Source organism: Streptomyces sodiiphilus (assembly GCF_039529215.1).
Taxonomy (GTDB): Bacteria; Actinomycetota; Actinomycetes; order Streptomycetales; family Streptomycetaceae; genus Streptomyces; species Streptomyces sodiiphilus.
This window is the reverse complement of sequence record NZ_BAAAMJ010000009.1, coordinates 98114-116020: the sequence shown is the minus strand read 5'-3', so window position 1 is coordinate 116020 and position 17907 is coordinate 98114. Positions and strand designations below refer to the sequence as shown.

General features: G+C 72.3%; 15 protein-coding genes and 1 pseudogene. 9 read left to right on the top strand and 7 right to left on the bottom strand.

From position 1 onward, the window contains the following. Nucleotides 1-14 precede the first annotated feature (14 nt). On the bottom strand, nucleotides 15-1100 hold the full coding sequence (gene hisC / locus ABD299_RS05145) for a histidinol-phosphate transaminase (protein ID WP_344259203.1): 1086 nt from the start codon (nucleotides 1098-1100) through the stop codon (nucleotides 15-17). A gap of 307 nt (nucleotides 1101-1407) precedes the next feature. Between hisC and ABD299_RS05140 the strand changes: the two genes are divergently transcribed. The 4 genes and pseudogenes from ABD299_RS05140 (at nucleotide 1408) to ABD299_RS05125 (ending at nucleotide 7077) form a co-directional block, all read left to right on the top strand. Beyond that, nucleotides 1408-3402, top strand: a complete 1995-nt coding sequence (locus tag ABD299_RS05140) for an FAD/NAD(P)-binding protein (protein WP_344259201.1) — start codon at nucleotides 1408-1410, stop codon at nucleotides 3400-3402. Then, nucleotides 3399-4889, top strand: coding sequence for a nitrosuccinate lyase (locus tag ABD299_RS05135; RefSeq protein WP_344259199.1), 1491 nt, complete (start codon nucleotides 3399-3401; stop codon nucleotides 4887-4889). Before ABD299_RS05140 ends, ABD299_RS05135 begins: the two co-directional genes overlap by 4 nt. Nucleotides 4890-5053: 164 nt before the next feature. Further along, nucleotides 5054-6193, top strand: a pseudogene (locus tag ABD299_RS05130) (3-deoxy-7-phosphoheptulonate synthase class II); the annotation flags it as partial. A gap of 173 nt (nucleotides 6194-6366) precedes the next feature. Further along, nucleotides 6367-7077, top strand: coding sequence for an isocitrate lyase/PEP mutase family protein (locus tag ABD299_RS05125; RefSeq protein ID WP_344259197.1), 711 nt, complete (start codon nucleotides 6367-6369; stop codon nucleotides 7075-7077). Between the two features lie 33 nt (nucleotides 7078-7110). On the opposite strand, the gene ABD299_RS05120 is transcribed toward ABD299_RS05125, so the two are convergent. The 5 genes from ABD299_RS05120 to ABD299_RS05100 are packed head-to-tail and all read right to left on the bottom strand — an operon-like array spanning nucleotide 7111 to nucleotide 13387. Beyond that, the gene (locus ABD299_RS05120; protein WP_344259195.1) at nucleotides 7111-8394 is read right to left on the bottom strand and encodes an ATP-grasp domain-containing protein; all 1284 of its coding nucleotides are present in this window, start codon (nucleotides 8392-8394) and stop codon (nucleotides 7111-7113) included. Further along, complete coding sequence (locus ABD299_RS05115) at nucleotides 8391-9773, bottom strand: ATP-grasp domain-containing protein (protein WP_344259193.1); 1383 nt, start codon at nucleotides 9771-9773, stop codon at nucleotides 8391-8393. The genes ABD299_RS05120 and ABD299_RS05115 overlap by 4 nt, the downstream gene beginning before the upstream one ends. Then, nucleotides 9770-11035: an ATP-grasp domain-containing protein gene (locus ABD299_RS05110; RefSeq protein WP_344259191.1), complete on the bottom strand. Its 1266-nt coding sequence runs from the start codon at nucleotides 11033-11035 to the stop codon at nucleotides 9770-9772. The genes ABD299_RS05115 and ABD299_RS05110 overlap by 4 nt, the downstream gene beginning before the upstream one ends. Nucleotides 11036-11078: 43 nt before the next feature. After that, nucleotides 11079-12401, bottom strand: coding sequence for an MFS transporter (locus tag ABD299_RS05105; RefSeq protein WP_344259189.1), 1323 nt, complete (start codon nucleotides 12399-12401; stop codon nucleotides 11079-11081). Beyond that, entirely contained in the window at nucleotides 12398-13387 is a 990-nt protein-coding gene (locus tag ABD299_RS05100; RefSeq protein WP_344259187.1) for a PLP-dependent cysteine synthase family protein, read from the bottom strand. Before ABD299_RS05100 ends, ABD299_RS05105 begins: the two co-directional genes overlap by 4 nt. A gap of 373 nt (nucleotides 13388-13760) precedes the next feature. Here ABD299_RS05100 and ABD299_RS05095 point away from each other — a divergent pair, with 373 nt between their 5' ends. The 5 genes from ABD299_RS05095 (at nucleotide 13761) to ABD299_RS05075 (ending at nucleotide 17424) form a co-directional block, all read left to right on the top strand. After that, complete coding sequence (locus tag ABD299_RS05095; protein ID WP_344259186.1) at nucleotides 13761-15005, top strand: helix-turn-helix domain-containing protein; 1245 nt, start codon at nucleotides 13761-13763, stop codon at nucleotides 15003-15005. A gap of 491 nt (nucleotides 15006-15496) precedes the next feature. After that, nucleotides 15497-15664 carry a hypothetical protein gene (locus ABD299_RS05090; protein WP_344259184.1) on the top strand — a complete coding sequence of 56 codons (168 nt, stop codon included), beginning with the start codon at nucleotides 15497-15499 and terminating at the stop codon, nucleotides 15662-15664. Next, nucleotides 15661-16272, top strand: coding sequence for a hypothetical protein (locus ABD299_RS05085; RefSeq protein ID WP_344259183.1), 612 nt, complete (start codon nucleotides 15661-15663; stop codon nucleotides 16270-16272). Before ABD299_RS05090 ends, ABD299_RS05085 begins: the two co-directional genes overlap by 4 nt. A gap of 1 nt (nucleotide 16273) precedes the next feature. Further along, on the top strand, nucleotides 16274-16495 hold the full coding sequence (locus tag ABD299_RS05080; protein ID WP_344259181.1) for a hypothetical protein: 222 nt from the start codon (nucleotides 16274-16276) through the stop codon (nucleotides 16493-16495). A 599-nt stretch (nucleotides 16496-17094) separates the two neighbouring features. After that, nucleotides 17095-17424 (top strand): hypothetical protein, encoded by a 330-nt coding sequence (locus ABD299_RS05075; protein ID WP_344259179.1) that lies wholly within the window; start codon nucleotides 17095-17097, stop codon nucleotides 17422-17424. A 4-nt stretch (nucleotides 17425-17428) separates the two neighbouring features. Here the strand turns inward: ABD299_RS05075 and ABD299_RS05070 are convergent, their stop codons facing one another. Continuing rightward, on the bottom strand, nucleotides 17429-17902 hold the full coding sequence (locus tag ABD299_RS05070; protein WP_344259178.1) for a glycine-rich domain-containing protein: 474 nt from the start codon (nucleotides 17900-17902) through the stop codon (nucleotides 17429-17431). Nucleotides 17903-17907: the final 5 nt, after the last annotated feature.

The window sequence follows — 17907 nt, the reverse complement described above, 5'->3', positions numbered from 1 at the left end:
GAATCACCAGTGGCTCAGCCGGGAGCGGCCGCGTCGGCCCCGGCAGCCGCCCGCAGCACCAGGTCGTTCTCCTCCGGCAGGCCGAGGGTGACGCGCACGCCCTCACCCGGGAACGCGCGCACCAGGACGCCCGCCTCGGCGCAGGCCGCCGCGAAGCAGACGGACCGCTCGCCGAGCCGCAGCCAGAGGAAGTTGGCCTCGGAGCCGGGCACGGAATACCCCAGGGCGCGCAGGCCGTCGGTGACCCGCTTGCGCTCCGACACCAGCAGATTCACGCGTTCCATGAGTTCGTCCTCGGTGCGCAGCGCGGCGAGCGCCGCGTACTGGGCCGGCCCGCTCACGCCGAAGGGCACGGCACAGGCCCGCAGCGCCGCCGCGACCGGCGCGGCGGCGACGGCGTAGCCGACCCGCAGGCCGGCCAGACCGTATGCCTTGGAGAAGGTTCGCAGCACCGCCACGTTGGGCCGGTCCCGGTAATGCTCCAGACCGTCCGGCACGTCCGGATCCCGTACGAACTCCCGGTACGCCTCGTCCAGCACGACCAGCGTGCGCTCCGGGACCCGGTCGAGAAAGCGCTCCAGTTCGGCGCGGCGGACGGTGGTGCCGGTCGGATTGTTGGGATTGCAGACGATGACCAGCCGGGTCCGTTCGCCGACCGCGTCGGCCAGGGCCTCCAGGTCGTGCCGCTCGTCCCGGAGCGGTATCTGCCGCACTCGGGCGCCGGCGACGGCGGACAGGTGCGGATACGCCTCGAAGGACAGCCAGGCGTAGGCGACCTCGTCCCCTTCGTGCTGGACAGTGCTCTGCAGCAGCTGCTTGAGCAGCCCCACCGAACCGGTGCCGGTGGCCAGGTGCTCCATCGGCACCCGCAGCCGTTCGGCGAGCGCCTCGGTCAGCTCTCTGCTGCCCCTGTCGGGGTAGCGGTGGGACCAGAGCGCGGCCTCGCGCAGCGCCTCGGCGACCGAGGGCGGGGGCGGCCAGGGCGTCTCATTGGCCGCCAGTCTGCGGAGCGCGGACGACGTCCCGCCGGGCGCGTGGTGCGGAACGCGCGCGACAGCGGGACGCAGAAAAGGGCCGCCGGAATATCCGGAGTCGGTCATGGAATCCCCTTCGCAGGTATCGCCGGAAGCCTAGGAACCGGCCCGGACCACTGGCAAGAGCGATTCATCCCGAACCCCCGGTGGCAGTGTCCGTTTCGTGAAGGTCCGTAACGCTTCTCATCCTTCTCATTTATGTGCTGCGCCGACGCGAAGTATCCCGTGCCTTTCAGGCATCCAGGGTGCCGTGAATGCTGAGGGCTGCCGGTGTCCGGGGAATTCCCCTGCCCGGTGGTCCGCTTGTGCGTTCTTCAGAAGGAGGGGATGTCGCTGTGAAAGGACTCATTCTCGCGAGTGCCGGGGGTTCGCCATGACCGGTACCACCCGGGCTCTGCGCCGGGAGATCTGCCTGGTCGGTGCGGGTCCCAGAGGACTTTCGGTGCTGGAGCGGCTGTGCGCCGCCGAGGCCGCGCACCCGTCAGCGGGAGCTCTGGTGGTCCGCCTCGTCGATCCCTCGCCCCCGGGGCCGGGCCGGGTGTGGCGCGTCGACCAGTCACTGGTGTTGCTCATGAACACGGTTTCCTCGCAGATCTCGCTCTATCCCGACAGCAGCGTGAGGCTGCGCGGGCCGCTGGTCCGCGGGCCCAGTCTGCACGAGTGGGCCAGGATGCTGGAGGACGGCCGGGCGGAGCTTCGCGGGACCGGCCCGGCGACCGGCCCTCTGCTCGCCCAGGCCGCTGCACTGCAACCCGACGACTACCCCTCACGGGCACTCTACGGAGCTTATCTGACCTGGGTCTTCCGCCGGATCGTGGAGTCCGCGCCGGCGCACCTGGAGGTGGTGGCGCACCAGGCGCGGGCGGTACGCCTGGACGACGAGGGGCCGGCCGGCGAGGACGGTGGCCAGCGACTGCTCCTGGACGACGGCACGGTGCTGCCGGGCCTGTCCGCAGTGGTGCTGGCCCAGGGGCACACCGCGCTGCTGCCTTCCGCGGAAGAACGTGCCCTGGATGCCTTCGCCCGGCGGAACGGCTTGCGGTACTTCGCTCCGGCGAATCCCGCGGATCTCGATCTCGACGCGATACCGCCGGGCGGACAGGTCATCGTGCGCGGCTTGGGCCTGACCTTCTTCGACCACCTGGCTCTGCTCACCGTCGGCCGGGGCGGGTCCTTCGAGCGCTCCGGCCGGCGGCTGGTCTACCGGCCGTCCGGGCGTGAGCCCCTGCTGTACGCGGGTTCCCGGCGCGGGGTTCCTTATCACGCGCGCGGCGAGAACCAGAAAGGCGCCTTCGGGCGGATCGTCCCCCGCGTGCTGACCCCGGAACGGATCGAGGCGCTGCGTGCCCGTTCCCGGGCCGGGAAATGGGTGCGCTTCGATACCGACATCTGGCCGCTGATCAGCAAGGAGGTCCGTGCGGTCTATTACGAGGCGCTGCTCGCCGGACGTACGGGCGCACGCGGCGGCGAAGCGTTCGCCGAAAGATTCCTCGCCGCAGGATCGGAGGCGGACGAGAACGCCGTGCTGGACGCCTCGGGTGTCCGGCAGGAAGAACACTGGGACTGGCAGCGGATATCCCGGCCCACCCGCGATCGGAACTTCCGGAATTCCGGCGAGTACCGGGAATGGCTGCTGGAGTATCTCCGGGAGGATGTCCGGCAGGCCGCGCTGGGCAATCTCCACGGCCCGTTGAAGGCGGCCCTGGACACCCTGCGCGACCTGCGTAACGAGGTCCGGCTGCTGGTGGACCACTGCGGGCTGGAAGGCGACTCGCACCGGGACGACCTCTACGGCAGGTTCACTCCGCTGAACGCGTTCCTGTCCATCGGCCCGCCGTCCTCGCGCGTCGAGGAACTGATCGCGCTGATCGAGGCGGGCGTGGTCGAAGTGGCCGGACCCGGCCTCCAGGTCCGGCCGGACGAGACGGCCGGGGCCTTCACCGCCCGGTCGGCCGAGGTGAACGGCCCGCCGGTGCGCGCCACCACCTTGATCGAGGCCCGTCTCCACGAGACCGACCTCCACGGTACGGCCGACCCGCTGATGCGGCACCTGCTGGAGACCGGGCAGTGCACGGCACACCGGGTGCCCAGGGAGGACGGAACCGACCTGGAGACGGGAGGACTGGCCGTCACCCGCGTTCCGTACCGGGTGATCGGCCAGGACGGCCGGGCCCACCGCCGCCGCTTCGCCTTCGGAGTGCCCACCGAGTCGGTCCACTGGGTCACCGCGGCGGGCATCCGTCCCGGCGTCGGCTCCGTGACGCTGGAGGACGCGGACACCATCGCCGCCACCGTCCTCGCCCTGCCGCCTGTGCGGCTTCCCGAGATCCCGCCGGCCCGCCGGCCCGTTGCGGAGGCAGTGGTATGAACGCCGAGGACATCCTTCCCGCCGACCCCGACACCGGGCTGCTCTCGCCGGTGCGGGCCGGCACCTCCGCAGAGGCGGCGGTCTCCGACACCGCCTGGGTGCAGGCCATGCTGGACGCCGAGGCGGCCCTGGCCCGCGCCCAGGCCCGGATCGGCACCGTGCCCGAGCACGCCGCGCGGACCATCACCCGCGTGGCCCGCGCGGACGAGCTGGACATCCGCCGGCTGGCGGTGCTCTCCCGGGAGACCGCCAACCCCGTCGTCGGCCTGATCCGCGACTTCACCGGCGTGGTGGCCGCCGCCGATCCCGCAGCCGCCCCATACGTGCACTTCGGTTCCACCAGCCAGGACGTCCTGGACACCGGCGCCATGCTGGTCGCCTCCCGGAGTCTGGGCCTGCTCGCCGGCAACCTGCGCCGCACGGCCGATGCCTGCGGACGGCTGGCCGGCCGTCACCGGGACACCGCGATGCCGGGCCGCACTCTGGCTCTGCACGCGGTGCCCACCACCTTCGGACTCAAAGCGGCCGGCTGGTACCGCACCGTGCTCGAGGCCGCCGAGCGCACGGAAGCGGTGCGCGCCGCGCTGCCGGTCTCGCTGGGCGGCGCGGCGGGCACCCTGGCCGGCTACCTGGAGAAGGCGGGCGTCGCGGCCGGTTCGGAGCCTCCCGCCGACTACCCCGACCGCCTGCTCACCGCGTTCGCCGCGGAGGCCGGCCTGGCCCGGCCCGTGCTGCCCTGGCACGCACTGCGTGCCCCGGTGGCCGACCTCGGCTCGCTGCTGGCGCACGTCACCGGGGTGCTCGGCAAGATCGCTGTGGACGTGCAGGTGCTTGTCCGCACCGAGGTGGGGGAGGCGGCCGAGCCGGCGGTGACCGGCCGGGGCGCGTCCTCCGCCATGCCGCAGAAGCGCAACCCGGTACTGAGCACCCTCATCCGCTCCGCATCCCTCCAGGTGCCCGCGCTGGCCTCCGTGCTGACGAGCTGCCTGCTCACCGAGGACGAACGGTCGGGCGGTGCCTGGCACGCCGAATGGCAGCCGCTGCGCGAGTGTCTGCGGCTGGCGGGCGGCGCGGCACACACCGCCGTCGAGCTCACCGAAGGGCTCACCGTCGATCCCGGCCGGATGCGGTCCAACCTCGGCCTGACCGGCGGTCAGGTGGTCTCCGAACGGCTCGCCGCCCACCTGGCCCCGGTCCTCGGCCGGGCGGAGGCCGGTCGCCTGCTGACCGGCGCGGCAGTGCGGGCGGACCGCGAGGGCGTCCCGTTCGCCGAGGTACTGGCAGGCCTGCCGCAGCTGCGAGCGCTCTTCGGGGAGCAGCAGATCACGGAGCTGCTCGACCCGGAACGCTACACGGGAGCGGCCCGGCAGCTGGTCGACCGGGCCCTTGCCACGGCCGGGGAGCCCGACGGCCCAGGCGGTATCCGCGACACCCGTACCACCGACCACGCCGACGACTCCGATCAGGAAGGCGGCTTGCTGCCGTGACCATTGCCACCGCCCTTGTCCCCACCGCTCCCACGGACCCGGACGCCACCGCTGTGCTCACCGAGCCGACCCCCGGCTCCCTTCCCGCCTCCGCTTCCGGGCAGGCCCCGGCCTCGGTACCGCCGGCGGCCCCGCATCAGCCGGTCTGGCCGGATCCGGCCGAGCTGCGGGACGTGCGGGCGCGGCTCTCCGCCCTTCCCTCACTGGTGCCCGCCACCGAGTGCGAACTGCTGCGCGACCGCCTGGCCGCGGTGGCGAACGGCGAGGCCGTGGTGGTGCAGGGCGGGGACTGCGCCGAGGCTTTCGACCAGCCGGTCGGGGAACGCGTCCGCAGCAAGGCGGACGTACTGGACCGGATGTCCGAAACAGTGTCCGCTGCCGGGTTCCCGGTGGTGCGGATCGGACGGCTGGCCGGACAGTACGCCAAGCCACGCTCCAGCCCCGTCGAGATCCGTGACGGCGTCGAGCTGCCCGCCTACCGGGGCGACGCCGTCAACGGCTCACTCTTCGACCCGCGCAGCCGCACGCCCGATCCGCGGCGGATGCTGCGGGCCTACCGGGAGTCGGCCGGAACACTGGCCGGACTGAGGGAGCGTGCGGCGGCCGGTGAGCCCGGTGCACGCCGCCCGGCACCGACCCGCCCGGCCACCGGACTGTTCGTCAGCCATGAGGCGCTGCTGCTGGACTACGAGACGACACTGGTCCGCACCGACAGCGTGACCGGCGCCCGCTACGCCGGCTCCGGCCATCTGCTGTGGATCGGCGAACGCACCCGGCAGCCGGACGGCGCACACGTGGAGTTCGCGGCCCGGGTGCGCAACCCGGTCGGCGTGAAGCTCGGTCCCGGTGCCGAGCCCGACGAGGTGCTGGCGCTCATCGACCGGCTGGACCCGGAGCGTGAGCCCGGCCGTCTGGTGCTCATCGTCCGGATGGGCGCCGGGAAGGTCCGGCGGCGTCTCCCGCGCCTGGTGGAGAAGGTACGAGCCTCCGGCGCTCCGGTGGTGTGGCTGTGCGACCCGATGCACGGCAACACGGTCAGCACCTCCGGCGGCGTCAAGACCCGGCGGATGGCGGACGTGCTGGACGAGCTGACGGGGTTCTTCGAGGTCCACCGCGAAATGGGCACCCATCCCGGCGGAGTGCACGCCGAACTCACCGGTGACCCCGTCACGGAGTGCGTCGGCGGTGGCGGACGGCTGACCGATGAGGACCTGCGCCACCGCTACGAGAGCCTGTGCGATCCGCGCCTGAACGGCACACAGTCGCTCGAACTAGCCGCTAGGCTCGCCGAGCTGTACCGCTGACGGGCCGCGGCTCCGGAAGCAGCCGCAGTCGCGGTGCTGCCCGTGGTCGCGGGGCGGTTCCGCTCCCTCGGGAGCGCATGCCGTCCCCGCGTCCTTCGGCAGACGGCACACCGGTGATCAGGACACAGAGAGGAACCGCCGTGCACGTCGGACATGTCCAGGAGTTCCGGAGGATGCATCACGGACGGGAACCGGGCGATCCCCTGGTCCTGGGCGCGCCCTGGGACGCGGCGAGCGCACGCGCCTTCGCCGACGCCGGTTTCCCCGCACTGGCCACGTCCAGCGCCGCGACAGCCGCCGCACTGGGATACGAGGACGGTGAACACACCCCGCCCGCAGAGATGTTCGCCGCCGTGGCACGCATCGTCAGGGCGGTGGACGTGCCGGTCTCCGCGGATGTCGAGAACGGCTACGGGCTTCCGCCGCGGGAACTGGCGGAACGGCTGCTGGAAGCCGGCGCGGCCGGCTGCAACCTGGAGGACTCCGCCCCGGGCGGGCGGCTGCTGGAGCCCGAACGGCACGCCGACCGGCTGGCCGCCCTGAGCGAGGCGGCCGGCGGGCAGCTGTTCCTCAACGCCCGGGTCGACACCTTTCTGTTCGGCGACGGCTCGGTGTCCGACGCGCTGTCCAGGGGCCGCCGGTATCTGCGGGCGGGCGCGGAGTGCGTCTTCCCGATCCTGGCACCGCCGGAGCACCTGCCGGAGCTCGCCGCGGGCCTTGACGCTCCGCTCAACGCCCTGGCCGGGCCGGACTCCGGGCCGCGCCCCCGTGAGCTGGGCGAACTGGGCGCCACCCGGGTCACGTTCGGCGGCGGTGTGCAGCAGGCGGTCACCGGGCTGCTGCGTGATCTGATCCGTGGACTCCGCGGGCCGGGAAGGCCGTAGCGTCTGCCCGGCCCGCCGTACCGCATGGGGTGCTCAGCGGATGCCGAGGCGCTCGGTGCACCAGGCTTCCAGTTCGCCGAGTCGCAGGTCCAGGGTGTGGCCGTCCGGCGCGGCGAGGACGTAGGAGGCCAGGAAGTCGCCCGAGTGCCCGGCAGCGCCGAGCCTGTCACCGACGCCGGCGAACAGCCGGCCGCGCAGCACCCAGGGGAACTGTCCGGGGACCTCGCCGGGGAGCTCGCGGACCGTGCCGGGCCTCTTCATGAACAGCAGCTGTCCGGCCACCTGCCGGGGCAGCAGCCGGCCGTCGCCCGTCCCGTGTCCGCTGTCGCCGCGGGCCCGGGGAGCGGGCAGGCCGAGCTGGGCGCGGACCATCGTCTCGGCCGGATCCAGCCCGAACATCGCCCGGTGCATGTCGCGGATGCCCGCCCCGCCGGGCCGGCAGGCCGCCTCGCAGAGGATCAGTTCGTCGCGCGGGGTGCGGAAGACCTCGATGTGGAAGGAGAAGCCGGACGGCCCGCCGAGCGCTGCCAGCACCCGTTCCCCGAAGGCGGTGAGCCGGCCGGTGAGCCGGTCGTGGGGGTCGAGTGCCACGTCCTTGCGGCCGGAGTGGTCCTCGGCGTAGGAGGAGAGCGCATAGCGGTAGTGGGAGGGCCACAGGGTGATGACGCGGCCGTCCGCCACGATGCCGTCGATGTGGTACATCGAACCGGCGACGAAGTGTTCGGCGAGCCAGGCGGCTTCGCCCGCCGTGGTCCGGAAGTCGCCGGCAGACGCGCGTGCTGTCAGGAAGCGCAGCATGTCCTCGTGGTCGCGCAGGACCGCGAGTCCGATCGAGCCCGCGCCGAGACGGGGTTTGACGACGAAGGGATACCCGGCGTGTCCGGCGTAGTCGGTCACGTCGCGCGGTCCGGCCACCAGGGCGTGCCGGGCGACCGGGACGCCGACGGCTTCGGCGGCCTTCTTCATCAGCCATTTGTCCCGGTACACGGCGGCGCCGGCACTGTGCTGCCCGGGCATGCCGTAGCGTTCACGCAGGGCTGCCGCCCGCCCGATGTCCACTTCGCCGATGGCGACGACGCGCCGGAGTCCGTGCTGTTCGATGAGCCGGGCGGCACGTTCGGCCACGAGGGGGCCGTGGTCGTAGTCCGGGATTCCCTCGGCGTGCCGGAACCGCCCGGTGGCCGGCGGCAGGCGCTCGCCGAGCACGCTGAGCTGTTCCTGTGACGCGAGTACTGCCGCGTCACCGTCGTAGTCCTCCATCCACCGCCGGTACGGGCTGTCGCGGAAGGAGCCCCGGTGCAGGATGAGCACACTCACGCGCGCACCGTCCCCTCGACGGCTTTCCGGGGAGGACTGTCCTCGGTCCGGATGGTCCCGGGAGTTCCCCTCCCGCCGGCGTCGGCAGCGGTGTTCCCCCGGGGAACGACGGCGTCGGCCGGCCGTATGCCCACACGGATCTCCTCTTCCGCCAGCTGCCGGGCCAGTTCCACCGCTTGCGTGGTGTCCGGGGCGCGGACGACCACCGAGCCGAGGCGGTCCCAGTTGTCACGCAGAGGGCGGACGGTGTCGCCCGGCCGGACCGTGACGTCCGCCGAGAGCACGTCCGGGCGGGCGGCGGTCTCCTCCACCCCTGAGACGGTGGTGACCACTCCCGGATTCCGGACAACGAAGCGGGCACCGGCGGCACCGCGTGCCGGAGGAGGGCCCGGGAGGGCCGGACGCCGTCCAGTGGCCCAGCCGATGGCCTCGGTCAGCAGGTCCGTTCCGTAGACCTCACGGACGAGGTCGCCGATGTGTCCGCCTCCGACCCGGTGGTGGGATTCGATGACGACCGGGCCGGCGGGGGAGAGCCGGAGCTCGGTGTGGGTGGCGCCGTCGGTGATGTCCATGGCGTCGAGGAAGGTGCCGACCGCCTCGGTCAGCGCCTTCTCCCCGGCGGGCCGCAACCGGGCGGGGAGGGCGTGGCCGAGTTCTGCGAAGTGCTCGTCGGCCACGAGTTTCTCGGTGATGGCCACGACCACGTGGCGCCCGGCGAAGCTGAGCGCTTCCACGCTGTACTCGGGGCCGGGCACGTAGCCTTCCATCAGGAAGTCCCGCACGGTGAAAAGGGTGGAGCCCCGGTCGGTCCGTTTGCCGAGCATTCGGCGTACCTGTGTCCAGGCGTCGTCGAGACCGGCCGGCCCGGTGACGCGTATGAGTCCGTAGCCCGCGGTGGTGCCGGTGGGTTTGATCACGTACGGATAACCTGCACGCTGCCCGAAGGCGGCCAGTGAGGCCCGGTCGGTCACCAGGGCGAACGGCGGTACGGGCAAGTTGAGTTCGGCCATCCGGGAGCGGGTCAGCCACTTGTCGCGCAGCCGGCGGCTGACCGTGTGGCTCGCGCCGCCGAGGCGGAAGGCGTCGTTCAGCCTGGCCGCGGTTTCCATGCCGCCTTCGGTGAGGGAGAGCACGGTGCCGAAGGGGGTGGCGGCGTGGACGGCACGTGCCAGTGGTTCGGCGGTGCTCCAGTCGGTGTAGTCGGCCACCAGTGTCAGGGCGGCGCGGCGTGCCTGGCGAAGAGTGAGCTTGTCCGGGTGCTGCATCAGGATGACACGCAGTCCCAGGTCCACGGCGCGGTCGATGACGGCGTCCACTCCGCCGATCAGCAGCAGGGTGCCGGGTGGGGAGATGGTCTCCTGCGGTGCGGGGATGGTCATCGGGCGGCTCCTTCCTGGCGGGGACCGCCGGTCTCCGCCACCGAGGCGGCGAGCATGGATTCGACCTCGTCCAGCCGGCGTACGGCCTGTTGCGGGGTGTCGGCGTGCACCACGGCGTAGCCGTGGCGGGTGGCGGAGTTGGTGACCGGTGGGAGCAGGCCGCCGGGAGCGTGCGGGAAGTGCAGTGCGTGCACGTGGGACAGGGCGCGTATGGCGCCGGTGTCGCCGGTTCCGGTGAGGCGGCCCGGAGGCAGGCGGAAGAAGCGGATCGCGGCGTGGCGGTGCGGCTCGGGAGGCCGGGGCAGCCGCCCGTCGGACAGGATGCCGAAGACTGCCTGTTCGATGTCGAAACCACTGGCCGTGGCGATCAGCAGCGGGATGCGGTCGCCGCCGAGCCGGGCCTGTGACTCCACGACGCGAGGGCCGCGGGAGGTGAGGACGACCTCGGTGTGGGCGGGGCCGAAGCGGTAGCCGCAGCGGTCCAGGAGGTCGGTCGTGGCCCGGAGGACGGCGGCCCTGTCGGGTTCGGACAGCGGCGCCGGGAAGAAGTGGCCGGTCTCCACGAAGCCGGGCGGGCCGGAGGTCTGTTTCGCGGTGATGCCGATGAGGCGGTGGCGCCCGCCGGAGGAGAGAGTCTCCACGCTGAACTCCGGGCCGGTCAGGTAGTCCTCGACCAGGTACGGGCCAGGAACGCCCTCCCGGCGGACGGCGGCTTCCCAGCGGTCCAGATCGGCGGCCGAGCGCAGCAGCGCCACCCCCCGGCTGCCGGCGGATCCGGTCGGTTTGACCACGGCCGGCAGGGACCGGCCGGCCACGGCCCGGCGCACGTCGGCGGGCGTGGTGGCGCACCGGGCCGCCACGGTGGTCTCCGGGGTGGTGTTCAGCGTCTCGCGGAGGGCCGCCTTGTCGTTCAGCAGCCGCAGAGCGGAGGCCGGGTTGAGGGCCAGGCCCAGCCGTTCGGCCTCCGCGGCCACCGGCACCATCGTGGCTTCGCTGCCCATGTGGAGTACCGCGTGGACGCGGTGGGCCCGGGCTGTCTTCGCGACCAGTGCGCGGAGTCCGGCGACGTCACCGAAGTCGGCCCGCAGCAGTTCCTCGGAGTGCTCGGCAACCTGGGACAGGTAGGCGGGCCCGCGCAAAGCGGGGTCCCAGAGGGACCACACGCGGAAGCCCGCGGCGACGGCCTTGCGGACCAGCTGCTCATAGGGCATGACCATCAGCAGCCGGTTGTTCGCCGGGCGGCCGGCCGGAAGGTCCGGCATGTGGCGGTCTCCTTTCCGGAAGTGGCGGTGATGCGGAGGGCGGTCAACGGGCAGCGGCGGCGGCCGGCCCCGGGCCGGCCGGTTTCTCGGCCCCGTCAATCCGGCGTTCGTGCCGGATGCGGAACAACGAGCGGTAGAGGACGATGGCGCCCAGTCCGCACGCCGCGTAACCGGCGGCCATGCCGGCGGGCGGGACGTAGGTGCCGATGGTGACGCAGGCCGCGCCGATCAGCAGACCGATCCGGGCATTGAGGCTGTAGGCGGCCAGGTACTTGGTGCGGGCGCCGGGGTCGACCAGGTCCGCCAGCAGGGTCTGCTTCACCGGGACGTTGGCGATCTCCCCGATGGTGAGCAGCACGGCCGCGGCGATGAGCACCCAGCCGGTGTTGCTGACCGCCCACACCATGTAACCACCGGTGAACGCGGCGAGTCCCGCGTACAGGCGCAGACGGGCCGGACAGCGTCGCAGCAGGGAACCGGCGACCAGGGCCAGCGCGACCACCAGAGCGGTGTTGACCGCGCGCAGGATGCCCAGCATCTCCACCCCGTTGACGAGGGGCGCCCAGTCGCCGAACGAGACCAGTACCTGCTCGGGGAACTCCTCGGCCAGCCGTACCGCGATGTAGTAGCCGATCTGCACCTCGATCGACCTCGTCAGCACAGCCGCGAGCAGCAGCCGGAAGAAGGCCCGGTCCCGGGCCACCGCGAGATAGCCGCGGAACATCCCCAACACGCCCGTTCCACCGGCTGCCGCCTTCGGCCCGGGCCCCGGGGAAGAGCGTCCGGTGCGGTTCGGTGCGGTTTCCGAGAGGCGGGCGCGGATCACCAGTGTCGTCCCGACGGAGAGCACGGCCCCGCCGAGCAGCAGTTCGGTGAAGTGGCCGTGATAGAGGAACCCCCCGACCAGCGCGCCGAGCGTGAAAGCGATGTTGATCGTCCAGTAGTTGACCGTGTACACCAGCGGCCGGTTCTCCGGCGAGGAGACATCGATGACCATGGCGTCCGCTGCCGGCTGGGCCATGTTGGACAGACAGACGTTCAGCAGGAACAGTGCGAATGTCAGCGGACCCGACTCCCACCAGGGGGAGTTGGCCACCGCCAGCCCCGCGAAGGTCACTGCGGAACCCGCCTCGCCCCACAGCATCAACGGCCGGCGGCCGTGGATGTCGGCCAGATGCCCGCCCAGGAAGGCGCTCCCGATCCCGGCCGCTGCGACGACCAGTATCAGTACACCCGCCACCGCGGCCCCGTACGACGCGGCCAAATGGATCACCATCAGCGGCATCAGCATCACACCGAGAAACCGCTGTACGAAACCTACGGCCAGCCGCAGCTTGATGTTCGGGTGCAGGTCCCGGAATCTCATACGGCCCCGGCCTCCGCCGGGACTGCCGGAACGGGCGCGGCGTCCTCCTCGGCCGGTGTGTCCCACATCGACAGATACCGCTCACCGGAGTCCGGGAAGAGAGTGACGATGGTCCGGCCGGCGTACTCGGGCTGCGCCGCCAGCCGGGTGCAGGCGTGTGCTGCCGCGCCCGCCGAGATGCCGGCCAGTATTCCGTGCCGCCGGGCGACGGCACGCGCGGCGTTCAGCGCGTGCCCGTTGCTGACGGTGATCACTTGGTCGATCAGCGAGACGTCGGTGGTCCCGGCGACGAAGCCACCGTTCAGGCCGGGGATGCGGTGCTGTCCGCCGATGCCCTGGGACAGCACGGGGGAGTCGGCCGGTTCCACCGCCACGATCCGGATGCCGGGCGCCTGCTTCCGCAGGTACTGCGCGATGCCGGTCAGCGTGCCGCCGGTACCGACCCCGCACACCAGCGTGTCGATCCGGCCGCCTGTCGCCCGCCAGATCTCCGGGCCGGTGCTCTCCCGGTGGGCGCGCACGTTGTCGTCGTTCTCGTGCTGACGGGCGAACCATGAACCGGGGGTCCGCAGATGGACGCGCTCCGCCTCCTCGATGGCACCCCGGGTGCCCTCCGCTCCCGGAGTGAACACGATCTCCGCACCCAGCGCGCGCAGCAGCGCGATCCGCTCGGGCGTGGCGTTGTCCGCGAGCACGATGATGCAGCGGTGCCCCAGAGAGGCCGAGAGAGCGGCCAGCGCGATGCCGGTGTTACCGGAGGTCGCCTCCACGACGGTGCCACCGGCCGGCGGCAGCGCACCGCACCGCATGGCGGCCCGCAGCATCCACAGCGCTGTCCGGTCCTTGACGCTGGACAGCGGGTTCGCCGCTTCGAGTTTGGCCAGCACCGTGGTGCCGGGGCGGGCACCCGGCAGGCGGAGCCGTAGCAGGGGAGTCTCACCGATGAGGTCCTGCAGGCTGTCGGCGACCGGCGGGCGTGTGGCCATGAGGATCCCTTCCTCCGGGTGGACCGGGGTGAGCGGACGGCGCCGGCAGGAGGCAGGCCCTGCACGGGCCGTGCCGCCGTCCGTCCGGTTCTGTCGGCAGCAGCCTCACCCGGACGGTTCCCGTTCCGTTCCCGCTCCGCTCCCCCGTTATGTAGATCACCCCGGAGCCCAGCGCCCCGAAAGAGCTTGCCCCTGCAGGGGGATGAACGGCAGGTCTTCCCGGCGCACCCGCGCCACGCAAGGACGTGCCGGTCATGCCAGGGCCACACAGCGAACGGCCCCCGTCCGAGAGAGGCGGGGGCCGTTCGCTGTTCTCCCGAGGTCTGCCGGGAGTACCTTCCCTAGTGTCACCTGGAGACGACTAGGAGTGATTATGCCGCAGTGGTCTGACTACAGTAACGGCGAGCGCATCAAGATCCTTCGGGGGGCAGACCTCCGTCAGACCGACCTCGCCGAGATGACCGGGCTGTCCGTCGTGACGATTCAGAAGGCCGAGCAGGACCGGGCGTTGTCCCTGCCGACCCTGCTCAAGATCGCCTCGGCGCTGTCCGTGGACACCAGCGTGATCCTGGGTCAGCAGGCACCGCGCCGGGCCATGGTCCGTGACGACCGCACCGCCCTCCGCCTGCTGTCCACCACCGTGCACGACACCGCCAGCGGGTACCTGCCCGAGGGCGCCGAGCCGGTGCCCATCGCCGACCTCGGCGAGGCAACGCGGGTCGCGTGGGACCTGTACTGGTCCGGGGACTACCAGCGGCTGGTCGGCGTCCTTGGGCCGCTGCTGGTGGACGCCGCGGTGACCGTCAGCGCGATGACCGGCGACAGCCGGCTGGCCGCCGCCGGCTACCTGTCGGACGCCTACCAGATCGCCGCGTGCACCGCGAACCTCCTCGGGGCCCGCGATCTGGCCTACGCGGCGGTCGGGCACTCCCGAAGCGCCGCACAGCGGGCAGACGAGCCCCTGCGCCTGGCCCGGGTGACCTCCGCACGGTCATGGGTGTACCTGCGCGACGGACGACTCCGGGAAGCTCTGGAGCTGTGTGAGCAGGCCGCCGCAACGGTGGAGCCGCGCTACTCCGATGCCTCCGCGGAACGTCTCACCGTGTACGGAAACCTGCTGACGCACTGCGCGGTCAATGCCGCCCGGATGGAGGACGAGGACCGGGCAGGGGACTACCTGTCCCAGGTCCACGCGGTCGGCGCCCGGCTCGGCGTCGAGCACGATTTCCACGGCGCCCGGTTCGGGCCGGTGACCGCTGTCGCGCAGGCGGTCGGCGTGAACGTGACCATCGGCCGCGTGGGCAAGGCGTTGAAGCTGGCCGGGTCGGTGGGGCGAGGGCAACTGGGCACGCTGTCCGATGCCGCGCGCAACCGGTACGGGCTCGACGTCGCCATGGCTCAGGCCGACGCCAAGATGTACGACGCCGCGCTGGACACGCTGGAAGAGACGCTGACGGCAGCGCCGCAGTGGGCCCGGCACCAGGCGCTGCCCGGGGTCATCGTGCAGAAGGTCGGCCGGGCCTCCACCGGGCGGCTGCGGCGGGTCGCCGACCTGATCGGAGTCCGCCCCGGCGTGGAAGGCGGATTCCTCCCGGCAACCCCCAAGACCGCACTGTGAGTAATCGCACGGTCGCCTGACTGGTACGGAACGGACGACTCCCGGAATCCCTACTGTTGGGAGCCGTCCACCTCGGCGCTTCAACACCACGGGCAGTACCGGGACAGTTACCCGCATGATCCGAACGCGGGGACAGATCCAGCGTCGGCGCGCACTTGCCGATGCCTCCAGCGGCCACCAACGAGCCGCCGTCGTGCTCTACGCCTGCCCACACCCCGACCGTCCTGCGCTGCTCGCCTTCGCAGAGCTGCGCGAGCACGCCACCGCACGGGACTGGGCCATCACAGCCGAGATCGCCGACGACGCCGCCCTCCATACGCCCCTCTCCGCACGGGCCGGATGGCCCCGCATCCGCGAGCTCATCACCACCGGCCAGGCCCACGGCGTCCTCACCGACCACCGGCCCTGGTGCACACCCGAAGAGCACCATGCCGCCAGGTCTGGCTGCGCCGGCACAGCGCCTTTCTCACCACCATCACCACGGACCGCCCATGACGACCCCCGTCAGCCAACCCGACAGCCAGAAGCCGCCCGCCCCGAAGCCGCTGCGCCCGGGCCCGGTGAAGGCCCTGCTCCGCTGCGGCCAGTGCGGAGACCTGACCCAGCGCGGCGAGGGCCATACCTGCCGCAAGACCGGCAAGCAGGGGGCCGGCCGATGAGTCAGCTGCTGTTCCCCGCCGTCAACCTGCGGGAAATCCATCGCCTCACCACGCAGGCCCTCGGCCCACAGGCCTCCCGCACCGTCCTCGCCAACCAGGCCGCCATCACCAAAACCACCACGGAACTGCGGGCCCACACGCGGGCCCTGGTCCGGGAAACCGCCGCCCTGTCCGTCCTCGGACCGGCCAGAGCCCTCGAACGCAAAAGGGCCTCAGACCTTCTGCAACTAGCCGAGGTACAGCTGGCCCACCCGCCCGCTCAGGCAGTCCTGGCCCTCCAGGCAGTCCGCACACGCCGCCTGGCCATGCTGTGCCGGGACATGGCAGGCGTCTACCGCACCATGCGGCAGCTCGACGCCCGCCGCTGGTGGGTCGAGATCACAGCCCCCTCCGTCGGCTACTGGTGGAACGGCGCCGTACGCGGATGGACCGCCGAGCACGCCGCGACGCTCGGCAGAGGCCGGCAACTGGAGCACCCGGACCGACGCCGACCCATAGAGCGCCTGCCCGCACGGCAAGGCCTCGCCAAGGTGTGGCGGCTGCCCCACGGCCACCCGGTACGACGCCCGGACGGAGACCCCCCGTACACCACCCGGACGGCGCCCTGACATGACGGCCACCGCCTCACCAGCTGACTACCGAGGCGCCCTGGGCTGGACCACGGGCGCCTGCTGGATGGGCTGCCAGCGCACCGCCGTGGAGGTGCGCTGGATCGGCCCGGCCCGCTTCAACGGTCCCTATGGGCTGATCGACACCAAGCTGTTCGCCTGCGCGGACTGCATCGACCGCCTGCACCACCAAGCCGTCGCCGAACTCCACAGCACACGCTGATGCTCCCGCCCCGCCGCACTCTCGGAATCCCCGGACCACCAAGAAGGGGCTGCCACATCCCCGGTCTCGGGGGCAGCGGCGGAAGCGGGCCGTCCGGGCCCTGTTCCTCGACACGCGGGGCCCGGACACCCCCAGGCGACCGCAGGGTAAGGGTCGCGCCACACCCCCGCTCCGAGCCGCGGCGGCACACACCCGCTGCTCGGAGCGGGCGCCAATCACCCGGATGGCACAGCCGTGCACACCGGGTAGCACCACGGCCCCTCCGGAAACGCCGTAGGAGCCGAACAGCCAGGAAGGAAGGGCACGATGGCACCAGCACCAGGAACGCTCTCCGAACGGCCCGACGAGGACGACACCGACACCGACGCCCCGACACCCCCCGGCCGGACCCCCGGCGACGCTGACGACGGCCGCCCCTACTGACAGCCGCACTGTAGACGTCCAGACCTCTGGCCCCCGCCCCGTTGGGCGGGGGCAGCCTTTCGCACTGCACCCCGGGGCCCGTTCATGGCTAGGCTGCTGACGTCTGGACGGCTGGCCCCCTTCCACCGCCAGGGCCAGCCCCTCATACCGCCACCGCCACACCCGGAGACCCGTTGATGGACACGCCCCACTGGCACGGCTACTCCTACCTCCGCCACGAGCACCCGCCGGCCTACACCTACCGCACGCTCCTGGCCCAGTCAGCCCGCGAGATCAAGACGACGGTCACCACACCGGAGGACGGCCTCACCTGGCTCGCGCAGCGCCTGGAGGAACACCCGATGCGAGAAGGGGACATGCCTGCCGACACGAAACTGGAGTGGGCCGAGGTGTCGTTGCGGACTCCGTCAGATGTGGTGTGGGGGTACCCGACAGGAGGCCGCTACGCCGAGCAGCTCCTGCTGCTGTGCCAGGGGACCGGGTGCCCCGCGCCCCCGGCCCGCTGACCGCTCAGCCGAACAGTTCCACGACCACCACGCCGTCGCCCCCCGCGGCGCCGTTCTGCGGCGACCCGTTGATGGACAGCGCCCCACCGGCGCCGCCCCCACGGCCACGAGGCCGCGTGCCCTCCCCGTTTGTGGTGCGGGGGTAGCCGCCGTGCCCGAACCGGGACTCACCTCCGGCCCCGGACATGCCCTGCGTACCAGACAGCCGCAGCGCGGACCCGCCCCAGCCGCCGCCCTGCGCGTGCTGGCCGGTGCCCGCCAGCGGCGCCGCGTTCCCGCTCCCGGTCACCAGCGACGTGCCGCTGGCCATCGTCGCCGTGCCGCCGCTGCCCCCGTTGGCCATCAGCATCCCCCCGAAGGAGGAGTTGCCTCCGCTGGTGCCCGGGTTGTTGCCGGTGCCCCCGGTGCCCCCGGCCCCCACCACCACGGTCTCCACCGTCACGAGCACCGGCCGGCCCCCGGCAGGAGTAGCGGACACCGCCG